At 39.8% G+C, this 23398-nt stretch carries 19 protein-coding genes and 2 pseudogenes; 10 read left to right on the top strand and 11 right to left on the bottom strand.

Annotation, left to right across the window (positions count from 1 at the left end; all coding sequences use genetic code 11):
• Positions 1 to 32 precede the first annotated feature (32 nt).
• The 3 genes and pseudogenes from FTT77_RS04365 to FTT77_RS04355 form a co-directional block, all read right to left on the bottom strand.
• Positions 33 to 482 (bottom strand): annotated as a pseudogene (locus FTT77_RS04365) (VOC family protein).
• A 207-nt stretch (positions 483 to 689) separates the two neighbouring features.
• The gene (locus FTT77_RS04360; protein ID WP_180026710.1) at positions 690 to 1865 is read right to left on the bottom strand and encodes a thiolase family protein; all 1176 of its coding nucleotides are present in this window, start codon (positions 1863 to 1865) and stop codon (positions 690 to 692) included.
• A 113-nt stretch (positions 1866 to 1978) separates the two neighbouring features.
• Entirely contained in the window at positions 1979 to 2500 is a 522-nt protein-coding gene (locus tag FTT77_RS04355) for a GspH/FimT family protein (RefSeq protein WP_180026711.1), read from the bottom strand.
• A gap of 378 nt (positions 2501 to 2878) precedes the next feature.
• On the opposite strand from FTT77_RS04355, the gene omp38 reads away from it, so the two are divergent.
• The gene (omp38, locus tag FTT77_RS04350; protein ID WP_180026712.1) at positions 2879 to 3931 is read left to right on the top strand and encodes an outer membrane protein Omp38; all 1053 of its coding nucleotides are present in this window, start codon (positions 2879 to 2881) and stop codon (positions 3929 to 3931) included.
• A 435-nt stretch (positions 3932 to 4366) separates the two neighbouring features.
• Positions 4367 to 6487 carry a TonB-dependent siderophore receptor gene (locus FTT77_RS04345; protein WP_180026731.1) on the top strand — a complete coding sequence of 707 codons (2121 nt, stop codon included), beginning with the start codon at positions 4367 to 4369 and terminating at the stop codon, positions 6485 to 6487.
• 66 nt (positions 6488 to 6553) lie between these two features.
• Here the strand turns inward: FTT77_RS04345 and FTT77_RS04340 are convergent, their stop codons facing one another.
• Both FTT77_RS04340 and FTT77_RS04335 read right to left on the bottom strand, forming a co-directional pair.
• Positions 6554 to 7642: an aldehyde reductase gene (locus FTT77_RS04340; RefSeq protein WP_257224017.1), complete on the bottom strand. Its 1089-nt coding sequence runs from the start codon at positions 7640 to 7642 to the stop codon at positions 6554 to 6556.
• A gap of 333 nt (positions 7643 to 7975) precedes the next feature.
• Positions 7976 to 9310, bottom strand: a pseudogene (locus FTT77_RS04335) (ISNCY family transposase).
• A 425-nt stretch (positions 9311 to 9735) separates the two neighbouring features.
• On the opposite strand from FTT77_RS04335, the gene rlmF reads away from it, so the two are divergent.
• Together rlmF and bfr are read left to right on the top strand one after the other, a co-directional pair.
• A complete protein-coding gene (rlmF, locus tag FTT77_RS04330) occupies positions 9736 to 10710 on the top strand; it encodes a 23S rRNA (adenine(1618)-N(6))-methyltransferase RlmF (protein ID WP_180005444.1) in 975 nt (324 codons plus the stop codon).
• A gap of 361 nt (positions 10711 to 11071) precedes the next feature.
• A complete protein-coding gene (gene bfr / locus FTT77_RS04325) occupies positions 11072 to 11536 on the top strand; it encodes a bacterioferritin (protein WP_067762676.1) in 465 nt (154 codons plus the stop codon).
• A gap of 57 nt (positions 11537 to 11593) precedes the next feature.
• Here the strand turns inward: bfr and FTT77_RS04320 are convergent, their stop codons facing one another.
• Positions 11594 to 12160: a peroxiredoxin gene (locus FTT77_RS04320; RefSeq protein WP_180026714.1), complete on the bottom strand. Its 567-nt coding sequence runs from the start codon at positions 12158 to 12160 to the stop codon at positions 11594 to 11596.
• Between the two features lie 160 nt (positions 12161 to 12320).
• Here FTT77_RS04320 and FTT77_RS04315 point away from each other — a divergent pair, with 160 nt between their 5' ends.
• The 6 genes from FTT77_RS04315 (at position 12321) to FTT77_RS04290 (ending at position 17550) form a co-directional block, all read left to right on the top strand.
• A complete protein-coding gene (locus FTT77_RS04315; RefSeq protein WP_180008174.1) occupies positions 12321 to 13082 on the top strand; it encodes a hydrolase in 762 nt (253 codons plus the stop codon).
• Between the two features lie 86 nt (positions 13083 to 13168).
• A complete protein-coding gene (gene bioA, locus FTT77_RS04310; RefSeq protein ID WP_180026716.1) occupies positions 13169 to 14461 on the top strand; it encodes an adenosylmethionine--8-amino-7-oxononanoate transaminase in 1293 nt (430 codons plus the stop codon).
• Complete coding sequence (locus tag FTT77_RS04305; protein WP_180026717.1) at positions 14458 to 15615, top strand: 8-amino-7-oxononanoate synthase; 1158 nt, start codon at positions 14458 to 14460, stop codon at positions 15613 to 15615. The genes bioA and FTT77_RS04305 overlap by 4 nt, the downstream gene beginning before the upstream one ends.
• A 7-nt stretch (positions 15616 to 15622) precedes the next feature.
• On the top strand, positions 15623 to 16411 hold the full coding sequence (gene bioC / locus FTT77_RS04300) for a malonyl-ACP O-methyltransferase BioC (protein ID WP_180026718.1): 789 nt from the start codon (positions 15623 to 15625) through the stop codon (positions 16409 to 16411).
• Positions 16408 to 17052 carry a dethiobiotin synthase gene (bioD, locus tag FTT77_RS04295; protein WP_180026719.1) on the top strand — a complete coding sequence of 215 codons (645 nt, stop codon included), beginning with the start codon at positions 16408 to 16410 and terminating at the stop codon, positions 17050 to 17052. Before bioC ends, bioD begins: the two co-directional genes overlap by 4 nt.
• Before the next feature lie 39 nt (positions 17053 to 17091).
• On the top strand, positions 17092 to 17550 hold the full coding sequence (locus FTT77_RS04290; RefSeq protein ID WP_180008179.1) for a nucleoside deaminase: 459 nt from the start codon (positions 17092 to 17094) through the stop codon (positions 17548 to 17550).
• A gap of 104 nt (positions 17551 to 17654) precedes the next feature.
• On the opposite strand, the gene FTT77_RS04285 is transcribed toward FTT77_RS04290, so the two are convergent.
• From FTT77_RS04285 to FTT77_RS04265, 5 genes are all read right to left on the bottom strand, one after another.
• Positions 17655 to 18068 (bottom strand): biopolymer transporter ExbD, encoded by a 414-nt coding sequence (locus FTT77_RS04285; protein ID WP_078190075.1) that lies wholly within the window; start codon positions 18066 to 18068, stop codon positions 17655 to 17657.
• Between the two features lie 18 nt (positions 18069 to 18086).
• Positions 18087 to 18512, bottom strand: a complete 426-nt coding sequence (locus FTT77_RS04280) for a biopolymer transporter ExbD (protein WP_078190074.1) — start codon at positions 18510 to 18512, stop codon at positions 18087 to 18089.
• A 14-nt stretch (positions 18513 to 18526) separates the two neighbouring features.
• The gene (locus FTT77_RS04275) at positions 18527 to 19402 is read right to left on the bottom strand and encodes a MotA/TolQ/ExbB proton channel family protein (protein WP_373686699.1); all 876 of its coding nucleotides are present in this window, start codon (positions 19400 to 19402) and stop codon (positions 18527 to 18529) included.
• 37 nt (positions 19403 to 19439) lie between these two features.
• The gene (locus FTT77_RS04270) at positions 19440 to 20138 is read right to left on the bottom strand and encodes an energy transducer TonB (RefSeq protein ID WP_180026721.1); all 699 of its coding nucleotides are present in this window, start codon (positions 20136 to 20138) and stop codon (positions 19440 to 19442) included.
• 148 nt (positions 20139 to 20286) lie between these two features.
• The gene (locus tag FTT77_RS04265) at positions 20287 to 22953 is read right to left on the bottom strand and encodes a TonB-dependent receptor (protein ID WP_168379578.1); all 2667 of its coding nucleotides are present in this window, start codon (positions 22951 to 22953) and stop codon (positions 20287 to 20289) included.
• Positions 22954 to 23398: the final 445 nt, after the last annotated feature.

The following is a 23398-nucleotide window of genomic DNA, read 5'->3' as shown; positions in this document are numbered from 1 at the left end:
TTTTTATTGATCGAAATACTTTTAATGAGTGATTATTCATTTTTAAGCTGGCAATTGACCATCCATTTAATACCGAACTGATCGGTAAATGCGCCATACAGCGCACCCCAAAAGGTCTTTTCGAGAGGCATTTCTATAGAGCCTCCTTTGGACAAGCCATCAAACAGTCGTTTGGCTTCAGCTTGTTCACTGCTGTCTAAATTAATCGAAATATAATGATTGCTGCCTAAGGTAAAGCGTTGATTGGATTGCGCACAGAATTGTTCGTTGACATCTGAGGCCATCAGCACGGTAAATTCATTGATCGGTAGGGAAATATGCATAATCTTTTGCTGATCTGCATCGGATAGTGAAATGCCTTCCTCAGCAGGCATATCACCATAACGCATCACATTGAGGAATTCTCCACCAAGTACAGAGCGATAAAAATTAAAGGCTGCTTAGATATTGCCTTTAAAATTCAAGTATTGATTGAGCTGCATAAAGGTCATCCATTTTTATTATGTCGACATTTATTTTTATGAGCCCTTGCTGAGCAGTATGGGAACAATTTATGTCTAAAATGTAAGCATAAAAAATCCCTCTTACAGAGGGATTTTCAGTCTCCCTCCTTTATTAAAGGAGGGGTTAGGGGAGGATTAAAGAATATTCCCTCTAAATCGTCCTTTGTGAAGGGAGTCAGCAGAGGATTAAAGCAATTCAATCGCCACAGCAGTCGCTTCACCACCACCGATACATAGCGCTGCAATACCACGCTTACCACCTGTACGTTTTAATGCATGGATCAACGTTAAAATAATGCGTGAACCGGTAGAACCAACTGGATGTCCTAGTGCACAAGCACCGCCGTTGATATTTACTTTTTCAGCATCTAATTTAAATTCATCAATTGGGCACATCGTGACCATAGCAAAGGCTTCATTGATTTCCCATAAATCTACGTCAGCAACATTCCAACCCGATTTATCTAGAACTTTTTGAATTGCGCCTACAGGTGCAATAGTAAATTCTGAAGGATGCTGTGAATTTGATGCATAAGCCACAATTTTCGCGAGCGGATTTAAACCTTTTGCTGAAGCTTGCTCTGCTGAAGTTAAAACTAAAGCAGACGCACCATCAGAAATAGAACTAGCATTGGCAGCGGTAATCGTTCCATCTTTAGCAAAAGCAGGGCGTAACGTTGGAATTTTTTCGATATTAGCGTTAAAAGGCTGTTCGTCTTTATCGATAATCACATCACCTTTACGACTCGAAACAGTGACAGGCACGATTTCGTCAGCAAAATAACCCTCAGTAATTGCAGTTTGTGCACGTTTAAGCGAGCGAATGGCGAAGTCATCCATTTGTTCACGTGTATAGCCTTTTGTATTTGCCATATCCTGCGCAAAAGAACCCATGAGTCGGCCCGTTTCTGCATCTTCTAGGCCATCTAAGAACATATGATCTTTAACATCACCATGGCCCATACGGTAGCCAGCTCGTGCTTTGGTCAATACATACGGCGCATTGGTCATTGACTCCATACCACCTGCAACCACGACTTGAGCCGAACCTGCCTTAATCATATCTGCCGCTTGCATCACGGCCTTCATACCTGAACCACACAGCTTGTTGATGGTTACGGCACCAGTTGAATCTGGAAGACCGGCTTTACGCATCGCTTGACGGGCAGGACCTTGTTTCAGGCCAGCCGGAAGCACACAGCCCATAATGACTTCTTCAACATCTGTCGGTTGTAAACCCGCGCGTTCGATGGCTGCTTTAATCGTAACTGCGCCTAATTCTGGTGCAGTGACAGCGGCTAAACTCCCTTGAAAACCACCCATTGCTGTACGGGCACCATTCACGATGACGATATCAGTCATTACATGTCTCCATTTTCTTATACATTAATTTTTGAATACGTCAGCAGTATAAGTAAAATTGAACAGGAATAAAGCAAATTTAAAAGGCTGCTTTGGACTCACCGGTTCTCAAATTAGCAACTGGTTGGGTTTTCAAATCGGATATGTCCCATTCGACTTAAGACTGCTCGGATCGGTTGAAGCGTTGATTTCGAACAGTAGTAGAAACTGCCATTTGAACCATTGGGTAAACCGGAGCTAGCCTGAAAGGTGAGACTTGGAATGTGTAGAGTCCCACGCCAAGACAGATCGCCATATTTTAAGTTGAGTTTGTCTTGCAGTAATATTTTTTCATTTGCATCAACTTGACGGTTTTTATTACTGTCAATAAATATAATCAGACCACTGTTCCAGTTGTTAGGTTGGCAAAGTTTAAAGTCAAGACTAGGACAAATCACAATATTGGAATGATAAATAGTGGCATGAGCCCGTGCGAATGCATTGTGATTTTGAATAGTCGATTTGATGTTATTCGCTTCTCGCTGCGCCATTAAATTGTTGAAATGTGGTAAAGCTATCGTCACGATAATGACAATAATCGCAATTGAGACTAAAAGTTCAAATAAAGTAAAGCCAGTTTCTTTGTTGTAAGACATTGATTTAATCCAAAATTTAATATTATTTTTATATGTTTAGTGTTATATGTGTTTTTAATGGCGATATTAATTTTGAGTATAGAATTTTATTACTCAATTTTAGATAAAGCTGTTAAAATGAAAATAGCAAGTGACAATAGGCGATTCACTGCTCAAAATTGAGTAAAAATTTACCGAATTACAACGGAAATTGTAAGTAATTTTGTCAATAATTTACTTGATTAGATTAATCAAGCACTTGGAAAAAGAATAAAGTGTTTGTATGATTCAGCGTAAATAGCTTAAAAAAAAACTGGGGTATTAAGAAAGCCTATCTCAGGATAGCCAATTTTTCGGCTTGAGCTTGAACAACAATTGTTATCTCTGGAGGATAAATCCATGAAAATGAGTCGTATTGCATTAGCAATGCTCGTAGCTGCTCCTTTAGCAGCTGCAAACGCAGGCGTAACTGTTACTCCATTAATGCTTGGTTACACTTTCCAAGATTCTCAACACAACAACAGCCGTGGCAACCTTACTGAAGGTCCAGAGCTACAAGACGACTTGTTTGTTGGTGCAGCACTTGGTGTTGAATTAACTCCATGGTTAGGTTTCGAAGCTGAATATAACCAAGTTAAAGGTGATGTAGACGTTGATCACGGCGAATACAAACAAACTCAAATCAACGGTAACTTCTATGCTACTTCTGATTTGATTACTAAAAACTATGACAGCAAAGTTAAGCCATATGTATTGTTAGGTGCTGGTCACTATAAATACAAATTTGACGAAGCTCTTGCTCGTGGTGTAAACGGTACTGATCGTGGTACTACTGAAGAAGGTACTTTAGGTAACGCTGGTCTAGGTGCTTTCTGGCGCTTAAACGATGCTTTATCTCTACGTACTGAAGCTCGTGCTACTTACAACATCGATGAAGATTTCTGGAACTACACAGCTTTGGCTGGTCTTAACGTAGTTCTTGGCGGTCACTTGAAACCTGCTGCTCCTGTAGTTGAAGTTGCTCCTGTAACTCCAGTTGCTCCAGTTGCTCCAGCTCCTCAAGAGTTGACTGAAGATCTTAACATGGAACTTCGTGTGTTCTTTGATACAAACAAATCAAACATCAAAGATCAATACAAACCTGAAATTGCTAAAGTAGCTGAAAAATTAGGCGAATACCCTAATGCTACAGCGAACATCGAAGGTCACACAGATAACACTGGTCCACGTGCTCTAAACGAACGTTTATCACTAGCTCGTGCTAACTCTGTTAAATCTTCGCTTGTTAACGAATACAACGTTGACCCAGCTCGTTTATCTACTCAAGGTTTCGCGTGGGATCAACCAATCGCTGACAACAACACTAAAGAAGGCCGTGCTATGAACCGTCGCGTATTCGCTACGATTTCTGGTAGCCGTACTGTAGTGGCTCAACCTGGTCAAGCTCAATAATTTGAGTTTAACTTCGGTTAGAAAAAAGCGGCTCTTTTGAGTCGCTTTTTTTTTGTTAAAAATTTAAAAAAGGAGATTTAAATTTGGCTAAAAGGCACTAACGCAAAAGCGTTGTTTACTTTTAAATAATCGTTGGATGTAAAAGGATTTATCTATTCATGTGGCAATTAAGCATGTAAAAATTCAAACTATTGTATATTAATTAATCATCTGTTTGCCTAAGAGCTTTAATTGAACATAACCAGGTTGTATTTTTATTTTTTTATAAAAGCAATAAAAAAAACAATTATTTACATTTGTCTTATCTACAATTTATAAAAAATGAATATTTATATTTTTCATTAAAAAAATATAATCATCGGGATTCATGATGCAGTTAAGAATTATTCTAAATATAATAATGATTCTTATTCAAGTAAAACTAATCTTGAAATGATGAATAATTTTGCAAAAACACACTTAGTACGTTCTATAACTATGGTGCTGCTCGGTGTTGGAGGGGCTACATCTGTGTTTGCAGCGGATACAACGGTACTTGAGACGATTGAGGTTGAGGTACCTGCAGAAAAGCAACTTGCAAATGGTAAGTTGAAAGCCAATACAGACCTAGGTGCTTTGGGAAATCAAAAAATTGTTGATACGCCATTTAGCGTAACAGCATATAGTGAAAAACTGATTGAAGAACAGCAAGCGTCAACTGTAGCACAAGTTTTAAAAAATGATGCGAGTATTCGTATGACCACGAATCAGGGGCATTTATATGAAAATTTCCAAATTCGTGGATTTGGTGTGCATGGTGATGAAATTGCTTTAGATGGTTTATACGGAATGGCACCGGTCAGTCGTGTACCCACAGAAACCTTAGAGGCTGTAATGGTCTTGAAGGGGCCAAATGCCTTGGTCGCTGGGATGGCACCTAATGGAGGGGTTGGTGGTGTGATTAATATTACGCCTAAACGTGCACATGAAGATTTAACTAGACTGACTTCTACTCTGGAAGATGAAGGTTATTACCAAAGTCATCTTGATGTTTCACGCCGTTTCGGTGAACAAAAAAAAATTGGTGTTCGCACGAATTTAGTCTATGGCCAAGGTAAACGTAATATTGATGGAGAAGAAGATACTAAAGCACTGGGTTCAATTGCTGCAGACTATACTACAGATCAATTACAAGTAAATTTTGATGCCTATGCAATACATGAAGATCGTGAAAATGGTTCACCAGCCATGGTTTCGTTTGCAAAGATTAAAAAAGTGATTGCGGCACCGGAAGGTGGGTTAAATTATTTTAATGATTCAGATACTCAAATAGATAGTAAGTTTGTTGGTTTAAAAGCGAAATATGCATTAACACCGAATGCAAATATCTTTGCTGGTGCTGGTTATGCAGATAAAAAATATAAAGGCTTTGTATTTGGCACACGTATGGTTCTGAATAATGAACAAGGTGATGCGACTACACAGACTTATGGTCAATACGCGCACTTTAAAAATACATCCGCAAATATTGGCGGTGATTATAAATTTAATACGGGTATTGTTTCACACAAATTAGGTCTTCGAGCAGATTATCTTAATATTCAGACAGATCAGCATAACCCTGCTACATCCAGTGGATATTCAACTAACTTATATAACCCCGGTCAAAATGGATTAATGGCGGTCGCACCAAGTGTCATGCCATTAAATGACAATACGTTTGCAAGTTATACTTTGAGTGATCAAATTTCATTACTTCAAGACAAACTTCAATTTATTCTCGGTTTACGTTACCAAGATATGGATTTGAAGAATTTTAGTTCACAACGTAAAAATAGTGCTGATTGGCGTTATGAAGAAAATGCTTGGTCACCTAGTTTAGGTCTTGTAGTTAAACCTTTTGGTGAAAATCTTTCTTTATATGCCAATTATGTAGAGGGTTTGAGTCAAGGTAAAACAGTTACAGATGAAAGTGATCTGAATTTTGGAAAAACTTTTGCACCTTTTAAAACCGAACAATATGAAGTGGGTGCTAAATACCAAAATGGATCATGGTTAAATACACTTGCTTTGTATGAGATTAAAAAGCCTGACACTATGGTAATTGATGGGGCGACTACTGATGGTGCAGAAACACGTGCTCGAGGCATTGAATGGAGTTTCTCAGGACAAGTTCGTGATGGTTTAACGATATTAGGTAACATGGCTTATCTTGATACGGAATATACCAAAGCATTAGTCAATAAAGGCAATGAGCTTCTAGGTATGCCAGATCTTACAGCGACAATTGGTTTGGATTATGCGTTACCTTTACTCGACGGTTTATCTGTGAATGGTCGAGTAAACTATGTAGGTGAACAATATGTTGATTCAGCAAATACCTTACAATTACCTGATTTCACGACAGTGGATTTAGGTGCACGTTATAAAACAAATTTAGGTGGTGTATCTACAACATTTATGGCAAATGTCGACAATGTGACCAATAAAAAATATTGGGAGGGCGTATTTAATGAAAACTTTGCCACGATTGGTGCAGACCGTACCTATAAAGTTGGTGTGACTTTTGATTTCTAAGTTAGATTAGTTTTTTTAATATAAAAAGCCACCTATTTAAGGTGGCTTTTTTTGTTGATGAGGGATTCACGGAATATATTGCTTCACCACACCATCATCGAGGAGTTGTTGGAAATGCTCAACCACACTGTTTTGAATATCACGGTATTCGATCCCTAATTCTTTCTTGCTCTTATCTGCATTAAAGTAAATTGGGTAACCCATATTGAGTTCAACAAATTTACGTGGGAAGCCGGCAAGAGGGCCAAATGTCTTAAAGGCAAACTTCGGTAAGGTATTGCGCGGAAATGGAAATTTATTCCCAAAATGTGCGCGTAATAATTTGCCCATGTCTAATAGGCTTAGTGTTCCACCACTAATAATATAACGTCCGCTTGCTGCGGGATTGAGAGCTGCTTGTACGTGCGCATCGGCAACATCGCGAACATCGACGATACCATTCCACATTGGTGGAACACCGGCCAAAGTTATACCATTGGCAAACTGTTGTAGCACTTCAACGCTTCCTGACTGTGTTGACGCAGTTAAAGATGGCCCCATGACCAATGCTGGATTGACACAAACCAGATCCCAACGGTTTTGTGCTTTTTGCATATCCCACGCTTTGCGCTCTGCCATTACTTTTGAATATGGATAAGGCTGATGAGTTTCTGAACTGGAGGTATTCCAGTGAGACTCATCAAATTCATTATGCTCGGTCTGTAGAATATCAATGGCATCACCATAGGTTGATGCGATGCTTGAAGTCACGACAACACGTTTTACTGACTCAGTTTTATTGACACTGTTGAGCACATTTTCAGTACCTAAAATGGCCGGCTCAATAATATCTTTAATCGCGTCTTTATAGTTGGTCACTACAAATGGAGATGCCATGTGGATCACAATGTCACAACCTTGCATGGCTGAATCAAATGCACCCTCATCCAATAAATTGGCTTGAAACAGTTTTAAAGTGCCAGTTGTATCAGCTGCAATTTTTTCGAGGTGTGCAAAACCTGATGTTTTATTGAGATCGCGAACAGTGGCATGTACTGTATGCTCTAATTCAAGTAAGTTTTTAATGACCCAACTGGCAATATAGCCTGTCGCGCCTGTGACGAGTATCTGTCTTGTTGTCTTGCTATTCATATTCTTCAACTTTAATTGACGCATTTTTTTATCATATTGAGAATATTTGGTTTTGTCTTTGATTGATTTGAAAAAATATATGTTGATGATTGGGTTTAATACGCTCTAAATTCAGCAGAGAATGCATTAAATGCTGTAAAAGTAATTTTTTATTGATTTTAAAAATGCGAATATGGGATGAATGTTGGATAGATGTATATTCTTATGATTACGGACGCAAAATCTCACAAATAAATGGACAAAGAGTCATATCTAACTAGTACGCTTTAATTTAAAGCCTAGATCTTCGGTCTAAGCTTCTTCTGCTATTCACCAATTAAAATGTCTATGCGATAAACCATTTAAAATGTCCTGTTTTTAACTGCAAGAGTCAAGAACAGGATTTAAATATCTTTGTTCAATAACAGCTTTCTGAGCTTTACGACTCGGCATACTTTTCTTGAGACGGGAACGTTTATTCTGTTTCTCCAACTCCTCATGTTGCTGCTGGATATGGGCCAGAACCGAGCCTAATCTTTTATTCTCAACAACTGCATTTTGCTGTAGTCCAGCCAGTTTATTGAAGGTGCTATAGTTGATCTTCCGTCCTTCATGCATGATCGCTACAGTGCCATCCAGATACTCCAGAAATGAAATGTATTGCCCAACAAGCTTATGATTCAGTGCTGTTGGCTCAAGTATATAAATACACTTGTCATACGTGATGGTCAGGTTCTTCGTGACCTTACGCGGTTCTTGCCAGGTGAAAATATCCTCCAGTTCAGCATCAAACTCTGTTAAAGGGCGATGTAAGTTCTTGGAATTTCTCGCACACTTGACAAACTTCTGATTGAACTGCTCAATGAAGCAGGGTAGTCAGGCATTGGCTTCGGCAATCGAACTGATGCCTTCCAGACGCATCTCCTTGATCAGACGATCCTGAAGTGTCCTGTTGGCACGTTCCACACGACCTTTGGCCTGCGGTGAGTTGGCAAAGATAATATCAATGTTTAACTCGTTGAGGATCCGCCCAAATTGCGTGATCTTGCTGTCTTGGCAGGATTTCTGATTGACTCGGAATACCGAGTGTTTATCGCTATAAAAGGCCAACGGCTTGCCGTATTGCTCAATGTAGGCTCGGGTTGAAAGCATATAATCAAAGGTTGTTTCAGCCTCACAAAAGCGCAGATGCAACAGCTTTCCAGTGGCATCATCGATATAAACCAGCAAGCAGCATTTGGCGGCTCGTCCTTCAAACCAGTCATGATATGAACCATCAATCTGGATCAAATCACCGAAGCAATCCCGGTTATATCGAGGCTGATATGGCCGTTTCAGACGCTTGGATCGCGGAATCCAGAGCTCATTGGCAGTCATCCAGCGACGAACCGTTTCCACAGGAATATTCAGACCAAACATGCTCATCAGCTTCTCATGAGCCAAGGTTGGGCCAAAGCCCAGCAGATGTTCAGAAATAATGGAAAGGCATTCAGACTTTACGGCTTCATCATGGCGACGATGGCCAGGTTGACCACGACTGGCATGTGTCAGGCCTGAAACACCGTCTTGCTTTAGCTTCTGTAATAATCGGGTAATTTGGCGGGTAGAAAGATTCAGGATTTCAGCAGCACGGACTTGTGTAATACGTCGATCGCGAACGTCTTGTAGAACTGCAAGACGTTGTATTTCCTTGTCAGACATAGTGATCAGCATCTCAAATTATATCCGGTCCATGATGTTGATGTACATCATAGACTAAACATTTTTATTGGTGAGAATACAGACACTTTAAATGGTTTCTAACATCTTTTTATTTATCTTTAAATTACAAGATTTTATCTTGATGTAAAAAGCCCAATCATGTGTGATTGGGCTTTTTACGAGATTCTTTCCGTTCCATGCTTAAATTTTGAGTAATGTTTCACAGTTTTGTTTAATGAGATTGAATGCTATAGCAAACAAAAATGTCCAGATAAAATAAGAATAGGCTTCCAAGTGGTTATGGATTTTGCAGATAGGCAAATAAAAGGATTGGGGCGTCATTGTCAGTTAAATTCACGTACAATATCGATTAATTTGCAGGTATAGATCCTGCCTTATCAGATGATTCTGTTCTCCCGTTGATTATTGGCATTCATATGGCGCAAGCAAAGAAATCTTTTCCGCAACAAAAATCGGAACTACATGCACGAAATCTGCATCGCAGTCGTTACGATTTTCCGCAGTTAATCAAGAGTTGTCCGGAACTTGCGCCTTTTGTCAGCCCAAATAAATATAATGATTTATCGGTAGATTTTTCTGATCCGCACGCTGTGAAAATGCTCAACAAAGCATTGCTCAAGCATTTTTATGGCATTCAATATTGGGATATTCCTCAAGATTATCTTTGCCCACCTATTCCGGGTAGAGCGGACTATATCCACTATATAGCTGACCTGTTGAGTGCAAACAATAAAGGGCAGATTCCAACTGGACACGCCGTTCAAGTCTTAGATATTGGGGTTGGCGCGAACTGTATTTATCCGATCATTGGTCATCGGAGCTATGGTTGGAAATTTGTCGGCTCAGACATACATGCTGCATCGGTTAAAAGTGCTCAATTTATTGTGGAGGCCAATCCGAATCTGCGTAAAGGGATTCAGATTCGATTGCAGAAGACAGCGAGCAATATTTTCAATGGTGTGATTAAACCTTCAGATCGTTTTGATTTGACCATGTGTAATCCACCATTTCATGCCTCGCAAGATGAAGCCAACGCGACAGCAACGCAAAAATTAAGAAAACTGGGTAAGCCAGTTAATCGGACCAAGGTGGTATTGAACTTTGGTGGTCAAAAGAACGAACTCTGGTGTGATGGTGGTGAAGAACGATTTGTCTGCCAAATGGTGCAAGAGAGTATTCATTTTGCTGAGCAATGCCTTTGGTTTAGTACGCTGGTTTCCAAGAAAACAACATTGCCCGTGCTTTTAAAGGCCTTAGCGAAGAGCGGCGCAGTGGATGTGAAAACCATTAAAATGACGCAGGGACAAAAAGAAAGCCGTTTTGTCGCTTGGACTTTTCTAGATTTAAGGCAACAGCAAGCGTGGAAGAATGCACGTTGGACTTCAGCTTAAGTCTGTCTTCGTTGGAGATTTTCGCCTTGTCTTTGACAGCAATGCATAGGGCATCAATATAAAGTTTCCCATAGCGATAAGCTCAGTGTGTTGAATCAATCAGGAGATATTTTTGCTAAACAAGACGCATTGTTAATTGTTACAAAAAACAGCATCCAGCGATTTTTGATTATTTCGTGTTCTAAATGCCTTAAATTTTCTGCAAGGGCTTCTTTTATATGTGAAAAATGCGCGGAATTGAACTGCAAATGCGTATGTTTATCATTTAAATTTTATATAAATCATAAACTTACAAAAATTATATTTTGCATTCATTTTGAAACTTGTCCATAATATTTGAAAAGGGTATGGAGTGAAGAAAATGCGTGGCAATCCAGAAGTCGTAGACTACTTAAATATGCTGATCGGTGGCGAACTGGCTGCTCGTGATCAATACTTAATTCATTCCCGTATGTATGAAGATTGGGGCTTAAGTAAAATCTTTGAACGTATCGATCATGAAAGCCAAGAAGAAGGCTCACATGCAGATGCATTGATTCGGCGCGTATTGTTCCTTGAAGGAACGCCGAATATGAATCGTGATGATATTGAAGTCGGTACAGACGTTGTGACTTGTTTAAAAGCGGATTTGGCGCTTGAATATCATGTTCGTGAGAAACTTGCACAAGGCGTAAAATTGTGTGAAGAAAAGGGTGACTATGTGACCCGTGATATGCTCCGTCAGCAAATGTCAGATACTGAAGAAGATCATACTTACTGGCTTGAAAAGCAAATGCGTTTGATCGAACTTATTGGTCTACCAAACTATATTCAGTCTCAAATGTAATTTAAAAAATATCCAAAAAACCCAGCTTCTGCTGGGTTTTTTATTGGGCCATGAAAACTATTGTTGTAGTTTTTTAATATCTGCCAAGACTTGCGCCGCATGTGTCTGTGTATTCACACTGGTGTAGTGATAAACAATAATGCCTTTCGGATCAATCAGAAAGGTTTCACGTTTGGCAACTTTCAAAATCCCTAAGTTTCGTACAATACCTAACTGTGTCGCCAGCTTATGTTGGAGGTCGGCAAGAATTGGAAAGGGAAGTCCGAGTGCTTTAGAGAACGTTTGATGTGATGCAACATCATCTAAGCTTGCGCCCAAAACAACCGCATTAGTTTTTAAAAATTGTGGATATAGGGTTTTAAATTGATTGGCTTCTTCTGTACAACCGGGTGAGTTGTCTTTGGGATAAAAGTACAGAACGAGCCATTTCCCTTGATATTGCTTCAGTTCGTGCCATTTTCCATTTTGATCTTGCAATTTAAAGTTGGGTGCGGGTGTGCCAACCCATTGTTTTTGTTTGTTTTGACTGGTGCTGAGTATTGATGTTTCGGCAACTGTGATTTGGGTCGTTGCTATTAAAGCACATGTCATTAAACAGATTTTAAGCAATGAAGAAACTTTCATAGAGCATCAGTTTATATTGTTCTTTATTCGATCTTAACAAATTTTAAAGCGCTGTAGGCTGGCTGATTTTATATTTATTGAAGTCGATTGCGAATGTCTTTTGGCAAATCGGTTGATGTGCTGAAATGCCACTATCAAACTTGCTTTGAACTTTTATACTATGTGGAATCGTTTAATTTTAGAGTTTGTATTGAATCAACATATTTTACTTATTACTGGCTGGGGCGGCGGTCGTAAATTACTTGCTCCTTTACAGCAGGCATTGATCGCACAAGGTTATCAGGTTGAATTATGGAATATTTTTGATGCCTTAAATTTAGAAGTGCTCGAACAGAAAGTTGAATTTGCGCAGCAATTTGATGTGATTATTGGCTGGTCTCTTGGTGGTCAATTGGCGACGATTTTGGTAGATGAAATTCAAAAAAAATATCAACAACAGAAAGTGCTGATCACATTAGGCTCAAATCCAAGTTTTGTGGCTGATGAACAGTGGCCTGTTGCGATGGATCAAGCAAGTTTTCAAAGCTTCAAACAATCTTTCGAGCAGGATGCGATTTCTACCTTAAAGAAGTTTGGTTATATGGTTTGTCAGGGTACTGATAGCACCAAGCAAGATTTCATCATCTTGCAAAGTTTGATTCAAGCGCAAAATTTAGATGTGCTTCGAGCTGGATTGAATTGTTTGGAGAAGCTCAATAATGTCAGTATCTTGAAAAACTACACAGGTCATCAATACCATATTTTTGCTAAGCAAGATTATTTGGTTAGTTACAAAGTTGAGCGATTATTGCGTAATTTGGCTGTAAAGTTTTTGGAGACAGAATTGGTTTCTGGCTCACATGGCTTTCCATTGTTTCAATCTGAAGTCATAAGTTGCAAAATATGCCAATATTTAAAGAAAATAGAACAAATCTCTGACTAGCTGGGCTTTATGGCAATTTATTTTTTATTGCCGTGGGTTTAACATCTTGCCACATTGATGTTTTAGCCTGATACATGGAGTGAGGGATGGCCAATTTAACCGATCTACAATTTGATCAGCAGCATATTTGGCATCCCTATACATCGATGACTCAGCCCCTTCCAACGTTTAAAGTGAAACGTGCGCAAGGGGTGATGATTGAGCTTGAAGATGGTCGTCAATTGATTGATGGTATGTCTTCATGGTGGTGTGCGATTCATGGTTATAACCATCCTGAGCTAAATCAAGCTGTGACCGATCAACTGCAACAGATGTCTCATATCATGTTTGGTGGATTGACACATGATCCCGCGATTCAACTGGCTAAATTACTGTTAAAAATCACCCCGCCCAGTTTAGATAAAATCTTCTTTGCCGATTCAGGTTCGGTTGCTGTCGAAGTAGCCTTGAAAATGGCAGTGCAGTATTGGGCGTCTTTGCATCAACCGAATAAAACCAATTTTGTCACTCCACGTTCTGGCTATCATGGCGACACTTGGAATGCGATGTCTGTGTGTGATCCCGTGACAGGGATGCATCAAATTTTTGGCCCAAGTTTGCCAAATCGAATTTTTGTTCCTGCGCCGCAAATTGGCTTTGACCAAGCGTGGAATTCAGCGGATATTGCTGAACTAGAAAAGACTCTGATTGAACAGCATGAAAATATTGCGGGATTGATTCTTGAGCCGATTGTACAAGGCGCAGGAGGTATGCGTTTCTATCATCCTGAATATTTGCGTCAAGCTAAATTACTCTGCAAGCAATACAATATCTTGCTGATCTTTGATGAGATTGCGACTGGCTTTGGGCGAACAGGAAAACTCTTTGCTTGGGAATGGGCTGCAGTCGAGCCAGATATTATGTGTATTGGTAAAGGGCTGACAGGCGGTTATATGACCTTGTCTGCAACCCTGACTACGCAGAAAGTCGCAAATACGATTAGCCAAGGCGAAGCCGGCGTGTTTATGCATGGCCCAACCTTTATGGCAAATCCTTTGGCTTGCGCTGTGGCTGTAAAAAGTACCGAACTGCTGCTTTCTCAAGATTGGCAAGCCAATATTCGACGTATCGAAACTCAATTGAAGTTTCATTTACTAGCACTTTCATCGCTTGAACATGTCAAAGATGTGCGAATACTTGGTGCTATTGGTGTGGTGGAATTGACCTTCAATGTAGATATGAAAATGCTACAACAGGAGTTTGTCCGTCGTGGCATTTGGATTCGTCCATTCGGTAAGCTAGTTTATGTGATGCCGCCATATATTATTTCTGAGCATGAATTAAAAATTTTGCTAGAACAAATGGTTGAGGTGGTGAAAAACATGGAGCAGCCAGCATGAATCTGCTCAACCATTTTTCAGATCAGCTTGATCAACTAAAACAGCAAGGCAACTTACGTCAGTTCACTTCAAATCATCAGCACGATCGTTACATTAGTATTCACGATCACAACATGTTGAATTTAGCGTCAAATGACTATTTAGGTTTGGCTTCAAACCAACATCTACGTGAACAATTTTTTGATGAAACCCCGAACGCACAGCGTTGGATGAGTTCATCCTCTTCGCGGTTGCTGACGGGGAATTTTCCAGAATATGAGCAACTTGAATCAACATTAAGTGATGCCTTTCATGGCCGATCAGCACTGTTATTTAACAGCGGCTATCACATGAATATCGGGATTTTACCTGCACTGGCAGACAGTAAAACCTTGATATTGGCGGATAAGCTGATTCATGCCAGTATGATTGATGGCATCCGATTATCGAGTGCGAAATATGTACGTTATCGCCATAATGATTTGGCGCATCTATTTCAGCTTTTATGTAAATACCATGAAGATGAGGCTTTTGAGCGGATCATTGTGGTGACTGAATCGATTTTCAGTATGGATGGTGATGAAACTGATTTGGCTGAATTGGTACGGATCAAAAAACAATTTTCCAAAGTGATGTTGTATGTCGATGAGGCGCATGCAATCGGTGTGCGCGGTGAGCGTGGTTTAGGCTGTGCTGAGCAATATCAGGTGATGGATGATATTGATCTTTTAGTCGGTACATTTGGTAAAGCACTGGCTTCAATAGGGGGGTATCTCATTTGTCATTCGATTATTCGTGACTATTTGATTAACTCGATGCGACCGTTGATTTTTAGTACTGCACAGCCCCCGATCTGTATGGTGTGGACAGATTTTATTTTCAAGAACGTTTTAAATTTAAAAGCAGAGCGTCACCATTTACAGCAAATCAGTCAAAATTTGCAACAAGCGGTGCAATCCCAAGGTTTTGATTGTCCATCTACATCACATATTGTGCCCGTCATTATTGGCGAGTCGAATAAAACTGTTGCTAAGGCTCAAGCTTTGCAAGCGGCAGGTTTTTATATCATGCCTGTACGTCCACCCACTGTGCCGCAGCATAGTTCGCGCTTACGCATTTCACTCACTGCTCAGATTGCACAAACAGATCTTGATCAGTTGACTCAATTGTTGTGAGTGACTTGTGAATAATTTTGAGATTGATAAATCCCAAGTGGCGTTACGCTTTGCTCAGGCAGGGCACAGCTATGCTGAACATGCCGTAGCACAAAAAGAGATTGCTCAACATTTATTTGAGTTGATGCAGCAGTATTATCCAAAGTTGCAAAATCATCCTGTGGAAACGCTTTTTGAAATTGGATGTGGCTCGGGGAATTTAAGCCATTTAATGCTGGAAAATATGCAAATCAATCGTATGGTTTTAAATGATCTATATGCAGAAATTCAACAGCATTTTCCGTCAAGTCCACAGATTCAGTACAGACTTGGAGATATCGAACAACTTGAATTTCCACAGCATATCGACTTGATCGCATCGAGTTCGGCTTTGCAATGGGTAGGGAACTTTGCGGGCATTGTCGAAAAAGCCTTTCAAAGTTTAAATCCAGAGGCATATTTTTGTTTTTCGACCTTTGGACAGCAGAATTTACAGGAAATAAAAGCTTTGACTGGGCAGGGTTTGGACTACCTCGATATCGACATGCTTCAAGCTATATTAAGTCAAAATGGTTTTGAAATTCTGCATCTTTCAGAGCAGACAGCGGCATTATATTTTGATCATCCAAAGCAGGTTTTGCAGCATTTAAAAGCGACAGGTGTGACTGCGACAGCCTCACATTTTCGTTGGACGAAACAATCGCTCTTTGATTTTTATTCAGCATATCAACAGTTTTCTTTGCGTGATGAATCTGGGCAGATGCGTTATACACTGACCTATCATCCGATTTTTTGTATTGCACGGAGAATGCCATGACAGGGCAAGTTTATTTCATTAGTGGGATCGATACAGGCATCGGTAAAACATATACCACGGGCTATTTGGCTAAAATATGGAATGAACAAGGGGCGCGAACGATCACGCAAAAGTTGATCCAAACAGGCAATGTCGATATTTCTGAGGATATAGAACAACATCGTCAAATTATGGGTACAGGGTTGTTGGTCGAAGATGAAACCAAACTTACGATGCCTGAAATATTTAGTTATCCTGCGTCGCCACATCTCGCCACCAAACTCGATGGACGTGACATTGATTTTGCTAAAATTGAATACGCGACAAAACGTTTAACTGAAAAATATGACAACGTTTTACTCGAAGGTGCGGGAGGGTTGATGGTGCCATTGACTACGGACCTTTTAACCATCGACTATGTTGTAGAGAAGCAATATCCCGTTATTTTGGTGACTTCGGGGCGTTTGGGCAGCATTAACCATACGATTTTAAGTTTGGAAGCACTAAAAAGTCGTGGCTTGGCGCTTTATGCACTGGCTTATAATTTAAATGATGAATCGCAAGATGCATTGATTTCTAAAGATACTGCTGAATATTTAAAAGCATATTTAGCCAAACTCTTTCCAGAGGCGTTATGGATTGATGTTCCTGTATTGGCATAATGGGCTAACTCTATATATTGACAATGATTGGGTGTAATTATGACGGATCATGCGTTTATAGAACTTGCGATTCAACTTGCGAAAGAAAATATTGAGCAAGGTGGGCGACCATTTGGTGCTGTGATCGTTAAGCATGGTGCTGTGGTGAGTACAGGGGTGAATGAAATATTAATCTCAGGCGATCCGACATCTCATGCCGAGTTAAATGCATTAAGACAAGCCGCACAAAATTTAAATACGACGTCTTTGAAGGACTGTGTCGTTTATGCGAGCGGACAACCGTGTCCAATGTGTTTGGCAGCTCTGCGAATGGTTGGAGTTGAAAAAATTGTGTATGCCTATTCAAATGCTGATGCAGAAGCCTATGGCTTATCTACAGCAGAGATTGCCGAAAAATTAAGACATGAACCTCATGAACAGCAAGGGTTGAGTTTTAGTCAGTTAAAGCCAAATTGTGATCATGAGCTATATGAATTTTGGAAGCAGAAAAATACTTAATAAATACTAAGAGTTTCTTTCTGAGTCACTAACTGTATAGATTTCTGTGAAGAATTAAAAAAGCCAACTGAGGTGATCAGTTGGCTTTTTTTGTTGGGGAGCAATTATTGATTTGCTGAGACCCCAATTTTTTTGACATTCAAACGTTGTGCTGCTGCCATCACCATAGCGACATCTTTATATTCTGTCATTTTGTCAGGTTGCACTTTGATCGTATCTTGATCTGCTTGTTGTGCAACACCAGCAAAAAGTGTTTCTAAAGCTTGCTTATTGGCAACGGGTTGACCATTCCAAAATAATTTACCTTGCGCATCAATCCGTAAAGTGACCGGCTCAGGCGGCTTTTCATTGGTTGGCGGTGGCGTACCGTTTGGCAAATCAATATTGATCGAGTTATTTGGAATTGGAATTGTGATAATAAACATAATGAGCAAAACCAACATCACATCGATCAATGGCGTCATGTTGACGTCCAACATAACATCATCGTCTTTATCGGAACCGACATTCATTCCCATACCTTGTCCCTCATCCGATTATGGTGCGGCAACAGGGGTGGTGACAAAAGCAATTTTGCCAATTCCTGCTGCTTGTGTTGCACTAATGACTTCATCAATCGCTTCATATTTTGTCACCTGATCGCCACGGATATGAACTTCAGGTTGCGGACGCTTTTTAGCTTCCGCTTGTAGTCGACTGATCAGCGTATCTTTATCTGCAATGTATTTTTCATTCCAGAAGATATCGCCATTTTTATTGACAGCAATCTGAATATTGATCGGTTTAGTTTCATAAGGCGTATTCTTTTCCTCAGGCAACTTCACCGGAACTGTATGGATTGCAACAGGTACTGTAATTAAGAAAATAATGAGCAGCACCAACATAATATCAACCAAAGGTGTTGTGTTAATGGCTGAAATTACATCATCTTCGTCACCATCTGAATTGACCATCATTCCCATGGCTGATGCCTCTCTTATTTTGTGTCGTTATTATTGTTTTTGATCTCACCGCTTAAAAGTACGGTGTGTAGATCTGAACCAAAGGTACGAACATTATCTAGAACTGCTTTATTACGACGTGTTAACCAGTTATAGCCAAGAACCGCAGGTACTGCTACAGCCAAACCAATTGCCGTCATAATTAGGGCTTCACCGACTGGGCCTGCAACTTTATCAATAGATGCTTGACCTGAAATACCAATTGCCGTTAAAGCATGGTAAATACCCCAAACTGTACCGAATAAACCCACAAATGGTGCAGTCGAACCTACAGTAGCGAGGAAAGCTAATCCACCACTTAAATGGCTTTGAATTTTATCGATAGCACGCTGGATTGAAATAGTTACCCATGTGTTGAAGTCAATACGTTCCAGCAGATTACCGCCGTGTTTTTTGGTTGAATTAATGCCTTTTTCTGCAATAAAGCGGTATGCACTCGATTCGTCTAAGGTTTCTGCAGCGCTATCAATTGAAGCTGCATCCCAAAATTTAGCTTCAGCTTCTTTGCCTTGGCGCTTAATTTTAGCTTGTTGAATAAATTTAGTGACCATGATGTACCAAGTTCCAATCGACATCAGGACCAAGATAAAGAGTGTCGATTTAGCAACGATGTCACCTTCACGCCATAGTGCTTCTAAGCCATACGGGTTGTGGACTTCTTGGGTTGCTGCTGGTTTTGGTGGTGGCGTGTGTGTTCCATCATCGGTATTTTGAATTTTATCTTCACTGATTTCGACTTTAACCATACTTGGCGGTGTTGCAGATTCTTCAGCAAATACAGATTGAAGCGGGAGTAATGTAGTTGTTGCTAATACAGTTGCTGATGCAAAAATACGTGCTGATTTCATCATTTTATTCATTCATATTCTCCAAATTTTTGTAGATTCATTAATCAAGTTTAAATTCGTATTCAATATCAAACCAATCTTCAACTGGCTCACCATTTTTGAGTGCAGGCTTAAATGTACATAAGCTGAATGCTTTGCTAGCAGCCTTATCTAGAGATTTAGTACCACTCGATTTTTTGACCTTCACTTGTTTCGCACTGCCGTCAGGCCCAACCAATACAGAGATGCGGACAGTTCCTACTTCTTCTGCCATTGCAGCTTCACGAGGGTAATCTGGTTCTTTACATCCAACGCTACCCTCAGATGCACCACGTGTTTCCCCAGCTGGTTTTGGAGCAGGGGCAGGAGCGGGTGCTGCCGCAGCGATTGGTGCAGGTGCTGCAACAGGGCTAGGAGATGGAGAGGCTGTAGGCGTAGGTGTTGAAACGGCTTTCACTGTTTGTGTTGGTGCAGCTTTTTCAACAACCTTTTGTTCAGGTTGAGGGTCTGGTGTTTTGAGCACTTCCTTAACGAGTTTTGGTAATTCAGGTGGTTTTTCAATTGGTTTCGGTTTTTCTGGCTCAGGTTTTTTATCTTGAATAATGATTAATTCAACAGGTTCTTCTACAGTTTTCTCACCTTTTTTGGACAGGCCAGTAATTAATCCGTAGAGTACAATGAGATGCAGAAGAATGACTGCCCCAATTCCGATCAGGCGTTTGCCGGAATTATTTTCTAATTCGGAAAAGCTTTTGCCCATTACTACTCCTGAAATGTGAGACAAACAATCAATAGTGAAATTGGCACTTGAGATATAAGTGTTTTTTGCATTTTTTATGTTTGACTAATTAAATAAATTAACGCTACTAACACGGTTAGACGAGTAACCGTGTTAGCAAAGTTATGTTTTAGAAGAATTTATATGTACCACGTACAAAGTAAGTACGTCCTGTTGGATCGCTGTAGCGAGGGTCATAACCATACTGTGCATTGTTTTTTGCGTCAGATGCAGCTGGCTCGGCATCAAACATATTTTTGATACCTGCTGTAAGCTCTAGATTTTTAAAGCCTTTGTAAGTACCTGCAACGTTATACAAGGTATAGTCAGCAACATCACGAGTTTCAGATGCGTCTTCATAACCGCGGGTGAATTGTTGTTCGAAACGCAATCCCCAGTTTTCATATGCCCAATTTAGGTTGGCCGTATGTTTCCAGCGGACAACTGCAGGGTCATCATAAACACCGACTAAGCCTTCCCATTCACCGCCTTTTTCAGTTTGGTAATCCATTTTGATGACATAAGTACCATCAATACCGAAGCCCCAACGTCCTGTAGGTGTATTTGGAGTTTGATAATTTAGACTTAAATCAACACCAGAAGTTTTTAAACCACCCATGTTTTGCAGTGTTGTATTTAAATACTGAATTCGGCCATCTGGTGCATATACAATTAAGTTACCGTATTGACTAAGATTGTCGAAAATCATGTCAGGTGTAATTGAACCAACAAGATCTTCAATTTCAATATTGTAGTAATCAGCAGTAAAGACTAAGTTTTTGATTGGTTCAAAGACGAAACCAGCTGTATATGATGTTGATTCTTCAGGTTGAAGATCTGGGTTACCACCTTGCTTGCGTTTGAATTGCATACCACATTGGTCGGCGTAGTTAACATCATTTGGCTTGCCCTCAGCATCACAAAATCTTGGATTGTCGAAGCTGGCGCTAGTGTATGTTTCGCTTTGTGGAGCGTTGATTTCCCAAAGGCTTGGGGCACGGAAACCAGTGCTATATGACGAACGGAACATCAATTGCTTTGTCGGTTCCCAACGTAATGAAACTTTCGGGTTGAATGTATCGCCGAAATCACTGAAATCATCATAACGCGCTGCAAGTTGAGCTTCTAAGGTTGGTAAAATCGGAATGTGGAATTCTGTAAAGAATGCTGTATTTTCTCGATCACCTTTACTGATTGGTTTATCAGGGTCTATACCACTACCAGGAACTAAAGCGACAATCGGTGAGTTTACTTTAGCCTCCCAATCTTGCTTAGTGAAACTACCACCGAATGCAAAACCAACTTCACCCGCAGGTAGTTCGAAAATTGGTCGGCTAATTGTGAAGTCAACAGAAGTTGATTCTAAACTCGCGACGTTTGTTTTACCTCTAACATCAAAAGTCGACCATTTCCCTGCATCTTCAGGTGCTTGCGCACCAAATGGATTAAGTGTTCCATCATTCAGCGCATCTTGTACTTTCTCCATGTTGAGATAGCCGCTCTTGAAGCTGTCACTTGATTCACCTTTGGCATATGTCACCCCAGCATTCACATCCCAGCCTAAAGCTTCACCTTCAATTCCGGCAAAGACACGATTCGATTCATTAATGGTGTGTGATACACGATTACCAGCTTGAGAACGAAGATAAAGGGCAGCTTCATCATCTTTTAAACCAGTTATACCTGGAGTTATGCCATTGCCAGGGTAGTATTTACTTGTATTCGGAATAGTTAGGCTACCACCCCAAACATCTGGAGCAATAGAAGTGGTGACTTCGCTTTTTGTATAGATGTATTCAGCAACAGCATTGATATTGTCATTGATTTTAATTGTAGCTTTACCAAGAGCAGATAGTGTTTCTTCTTCCGGAATAATACCAATCAATGCTTGGGTATTAAGTAAACAGCGTGTACCAGAGACAAATGTATTTGGTGCATTATTACAGTTATCGTTGATATACGGGTTAACAATACCAACGCCTGAATCACCGATATTTGCAGGGAATCCAGCTGTCGATCCAATTGCCATACCGAGTTCAGGAATTAAACCGCCACGTTTACTGACTTTACGATCTTTAGCCCAGATTGGGTCGGTTTTACGATAATCGATAACACCATAGACATTAAAACCTTGTTCATCTAAATCGCCATAACCACCAAAAATAGAGACGTCCTTTTTATCGCCTCCAGCTTCTTCAGGTGCAAATATACCTCCGCTAATACCAGCGCCTGTATATTGTTTTTTAGTGATAAAGTTGATTACACCTGCGATTGCATCTGCACCATAAACGGCAGATGCACCATCACGTAGGACTTCGACGCGGTCTACCATTGCCAATGGAATGATATTCAAATTGACTTCTGAAGTACTGAATGGACTATTTGCCAGACGGCGACCATTTAAAAGGACAAGTGTTTTATCGGTACCAATACCACGTAAATTTGCTGAAGAACCAGAGGTATTACTTTTACCAATATTCTGGGAAGTCACAAAGCCAGCCTGGTTAGCACTGACTTTATTCATCGCTTCTTCCACAGTGGTAACACCCTGTTTAATTAATTCTTCAGCTTTAATCACCGTAATTGGTGATGCACTCTGTGCTGCTACCCCTTTAATTGAAGAGCCTGTTACGGTCACTTTAGCTACTTTTGGCTGAGCTTTCTCTTCTTCGTCCGTATTATCTGCTGCATGCGCTAAAGATAAACACAGCATACTTAAACTAAGAGTACTTAATTTAAGTATTGTTTTGCTAAATGGTGTGCCCCCCACAGATTTAGCATTTTTTTTCTCTTTCATAGTAAAAGTATTCCTTTTTGTTGTAGTTAGCGATATTGCTTGATTCTTTTTAAGCAATTCAAGTGCCATATTTATATTTAAATTTTATTTTCAAATATAAAATACTGATAAATATCTACATTATTGATTTTAAATTGGAGAAATTTAAGATGAACGGTAAGTATATTTTTTAAAATTATCCTTTTGATTGGGGTTTGTTGGGAATTTAACATTTGATCAAAAAAAAATTTAAAAACATGATTAGGTGCAAATTAAACCATAAAAAGTGTGATTTAATTCATATTTATGTGTTTGATTTATAAGGCTAATAAGAGAAATAAATAAAAAATAAAAACCATAAATTCAGTGGCTTAGTTGTCTGTTGTCTGTCATTTCATCTGAACATGATCCATTATGAATCAGGAATGTATTATATTTGTGCAGAATGTGCATGGATGAGTACACA

The organism is Acinetobacter sp. YH01010 (genome assembly GCF_013420775.1).
GTDB classification, from domain to species: Bacteria; Pseudomonadota; Gammaproteobacteria; order Pseudomonadales; family Moraxellaceae; genus Acinetobacter; species Acinetobacter amyesii.
The sequence above is the reverse complement of the archived record's forward strand: the minus strand, read 5'-3'. Positions and strand labels throughout refer to the sequence as shown.